This is a genomic window from Streptomyces calidiresistens (genome assembly GCF_014141525.1).
GTDB lineage: Bacteria > Actinomycetota > Actinomycetes > Streptomycetales > Streptomycetaceae > Streptomyces > Streptomyces calidiresistens.
In genome coordinates this window covers 1-3117 of the sequence record NZ_VKHS01000661.1, presented here as the reverse complement: position 1 = coordinate 3117, position 3117 = coordinate 1, and the positions used below count along the sequence as shown (strand labels likewise).

The window sequence follows — 3117 nt, the reverse complement described above, 5'->3', positions numbered from 1 at the left end:
GCCCCCGCCCCGGCGCACCCCGCCACCGCCGGCGCGCGCGGCGGGGAAGGACCGCCGCCTGCCGAGGAGGAGCCACGCGACGGGGCCGATCACCCAGGCGAAGACGATCACCATCATCCACACCGGCTTCGGCAGATGCCTGACGTCGTCGTTGCTGGTCCGGATGCAGTCCACGAGGGCGAAGATGGCCAGCCCGAGCAGAGCCAGGAACATCAGTACCCTGAGCATGTCGTGTCCCCCTGGTAAGAGGTGTACCGGGCCGCGTCGGGGCCCCCTGACAAGGCCAAGGGTAATGCGTCCGGAATACTGGGGCCCATGGCATACGACGACCTCCGCGGGTTGCTGCGGGCTCTGGAACGCGACGGGGACCTCACACGCGTGACGGCGGAGGTCGATCCGCACCTCGAAGTGGGCGAGATCACCGATCGCGTCAACAAGGCCGGCGGACCCGCCCTGCTGTTCGAGAACGTCAAGGGTTCGGACATGCCATTGGCGATGAACGTCTTCGGCACGGATCGTCGGATGCTCAAGGCACTCGGCCTGGATTCCTATTCCGAGATCGGCGAGAAGATCGCCGGTTTGCTGAAACCGGAACTCCCGCAGGGATTCGTCGGGATGCGCGAGGCGTTCGGCAAGCTCGGCGCGATGACACACGTCCCGCCGAGGAAGGTGAAGTCGGCGCCGGTGCAGGAGGTGGTCCTGGAGGGCGGGGACGTGGACCTCGACGCCCTGCCCGCGCTGTTCACCTGGCCCGGCGACGGCGGCTCCTTCTTCAACCTGGGCCTGACCCACACGAAGGACCCGGACAGCGGCGTGCGGAACCTGGGCCTGTACCGACTCCAGCGGCACGACCGGCGCACCATAGGGATGCACTGGCAGATCCACAAGGACAGCCGCAACCACTACCAGGTCGCCGCCCGGCGCGGCGAGCGGCTGCCGGTGGCGATCGCCTTCGGGTGCCCGCCCGCCGTCACCTACGCCGCCACCGCCCCCCTGCCGGGGGACATCGACGAATACCTGTTCGCCGGCTTCGTGCAGGGCAAGCGGGTGGAGATGGTGGACTGCCGCACCGTGCCGCTCCAGGTGCCCGCCCGGGCCGAGGTCGTGCTGGAGGGGTGGCTGACCCCCGGCGAGACCCTCCCCGAGGGCCCGTTCGGCGACCACACCGGTTTCTACACCCCGCAGGAGCCCTTCCCGGCGCTGACCATCGACTGCGTCACCATGCGCCGGCGGCCGGTCTTCCAGTCCATCGTGGTCGGCCGCCCGCCCACCGAGGACGGCCCGCTGGGACGCGCCACCGAGCGGTTCTTCCTGCCGCTGCTGAAGGTGATCATCCCGGACATCGTCGACTACCACCTGCCGGAGGCGGGCGGCTTCCACAACTGCGCGATCGTCTCGATCGACAAGAAGTACCCCAAGCACGCCCAGAAGGTGATGTCCGCCATCTGGGGCGCGCACATGATGTCGCTGACCAAGCTGATCATCGTGGTGGACGCCGACTGTGACGTCCACGACCTGCACGAGGTGGCCTGGCGGGCGCTGGGCAACACCGACTACTCCCGCGACCTCATGCTCACCGAGGGCCCGGTCGACCACCTCGACCACGCCTCCTACCAGCAGTTCTGGGGCGGCAAGGCGGGCATCGACGCCACCGCCAAGTGGCCGGAGGAGGGCTACACCCGCGACGGCGGCTGGCCGGAGATGATCGTCTCCGACCCCGACACCGCCCGACGCGTCACCGAACGGTGGAAGGAATACGGGCTGTGACCGTCCCCGACGCGCGGCACCGCCCCGCACCCGCTCCCGGCCCCCGGGGGCGGGTGCGGGCGTTCCTGCGGCTGGTGATGATCGAGCACTCGGTCTTCGCCCTGCCCTTCGCCTACCTGGCGACCCTCACCGCCATGCTGGTGGACGACGGCGGCCGGGTGGAGTGGTGGACGATCCTGCTGGTCACCGTGGCCATGGTCGGCCTGCGCACCTTCGCCATGGCGGCCAACCGGATCATCGACCGGGAGATCGACGCCCGCAACCCGCGCACCGCGACCCGCGAGCTGGTCACCGGCGCGCTGTCGGTGCGCACCGCGTGGACCGGCGCGCTGATCGCGCTCGCCGTCTTCCTGGGCGCCGCCGCCCTGCTCAACCCGCTGTGCCTGATGCTGGCCCCGGTCGCCGTGGTGCCGATGGTGGTCTACCCCTACGGCAAGCGGTTCACCGACTTCCCGCACGCGATCCTCGGGCTCGCCCAGGCCATGGGCCCGGTCGGCGCCTGGCTGGCCGTCACCGGCGCCTGGTCCTGGGAGGCGGTCGTCCTCGGCCTGGCCGTGGGCATCTGGATCGGCGGCTTCGACCTCATCTTCGCCTGCCAGGACGTGGCCGCCGACCGCGCGGAGGGGGTGCGCTCGGTACCGGCCCGCTTCGGCATCGCCGCCGCCCTGTACGGGGCGCGCGCCTGCCACGCGGTGACGCTCGCCCTGCTGGTGTGGTTCGGGCTGCTCACGGGGGCGGGTCTCGCCTGGTGGGTGGGGCTGGTGGTGGTCGCGGTGGCCTTCGCCTACGAGCACTCCATCGTGCGGCCGGACGACCTGAGCCGGCTGAACCGGGCGTTCTTCACCGTCAACGGCTTCGTCGGCATCAGCCTGTTCCTCTTCGCCCTCGTCGACCTGCTGGTGCGCGGACTCGGCCGCTGACGGCGGCGCCCGCCCGGGCCGGGGTCACCGACCGGGGTCAGGCGCCGGCCGGGTCCGGCCGGTCGGTCCCGGTCGGCGCCGGGACATCCGTGACGAAGTGGTCGAACTCGTTGTTCCGCACCCCCAGGACGAAGGCGTCCCACTTGCTCCGGGTGGTGGTCACGATCGCCGCCGGGTCGTCGGTCTGCCGGATGTGCACCCACCCGCCGTCCAGCGCCACCTCGAAGCAGTGCTCGTCGGAGCCGTCCTCCACCTCGGCGCGCACCCAGTCCAGCCGGGCCGCCTCCGCCTCGCCGAGCACCGGCATCCCGCCCTCGCCGAGCCGCCGGTCGTCGGTCGGTGTCATCCCCGGGCCCTTTCCGTCGTCCGTCGTGGTCCGCTGCCGTCCCCCGCGCCCCGTCCCACCGTTCTCTTATACCCATCTGACGCA

The 3117-nt window shown here is 71.2% G+C and carries 4 protein-coding genes; 2 read left to right on the top strand and 2 right to left on the bottom strand.

Annotated features, from left to right (window positions below):
- Nucleotides 1-228 (bottom strand): PLDc N-terminal domain-containing protein (locus FOE67_RS21120; protein WP_182666421.1); only part of this gene is annotated, 228 nt, incomplete at its 3' end.
- A gap of 87 nt (nucleotides 229-315) precedes the next feature.
- Between FOE67_RS21120 and FOE67_RS21115 the strand changes: the two genes are divergently transcribed.
- The gene (locus tag FOE67_RS21115) at nucleotides 316-1767 is read left to right on the top strand and encodes a menaquinone biosynthesis decarboxylase (protein ID WP_182666420.1); all 1452 of its coding nucleotides are present in this window, start codon (nucleotides 316-318) and stop codon (nucleotides 1765-1767) included.
- On the top strand, nucleotides 1764-2687 hold the full coding sequence (mqnP, locus tag FOE67_RS21110) for a menaquinone biosynthesis prenyltransferase MqnP (RefSeq protein WP_323385225.1): 924 nt from the start codon (nucleotides 1764-1766) through the stop codon (nucleotides 2685-2687). The genes FOE67_RS21115 and mqnP overlap by 4 nt, the downstream gene beginning before the upstream one ends.
- Nucleotides 2688-2724: 37 nt before the next feature.
- Here mqnP and FOE67_RS21105 read toward each other — a convergent pair whose 3' ends face one another.
- A complete protein-coding gene (locus FOE67_RS21105; protein ID WP_228474130.1) occupies nucleotides 2725-3033 on the bottom strand; it encodes a DUF397 domain-containing protein in 309 nt (102 codons plus the stop codon).
- Nucleotides 3034-3117: the final 84 nt, after the last annotated feature.

Bases quoted from the DNA above. Each gene is read 5' to 3' on its own strand.
- FOE67_RS21115 (WP_182666420.1), top strand. From the start codon at position 316: ATGGCATACGACGACCTCCGCGGGTTGCTGCGGGCTCTGGAACGCGAC.
- FOE67_RS21105 (WP_228474130.1), bottom strand. From the start codon at position 3,033: ATGACACCGACCGACGACCGGCGGCTCGGCGAGGGCGGGATGCCGGTG.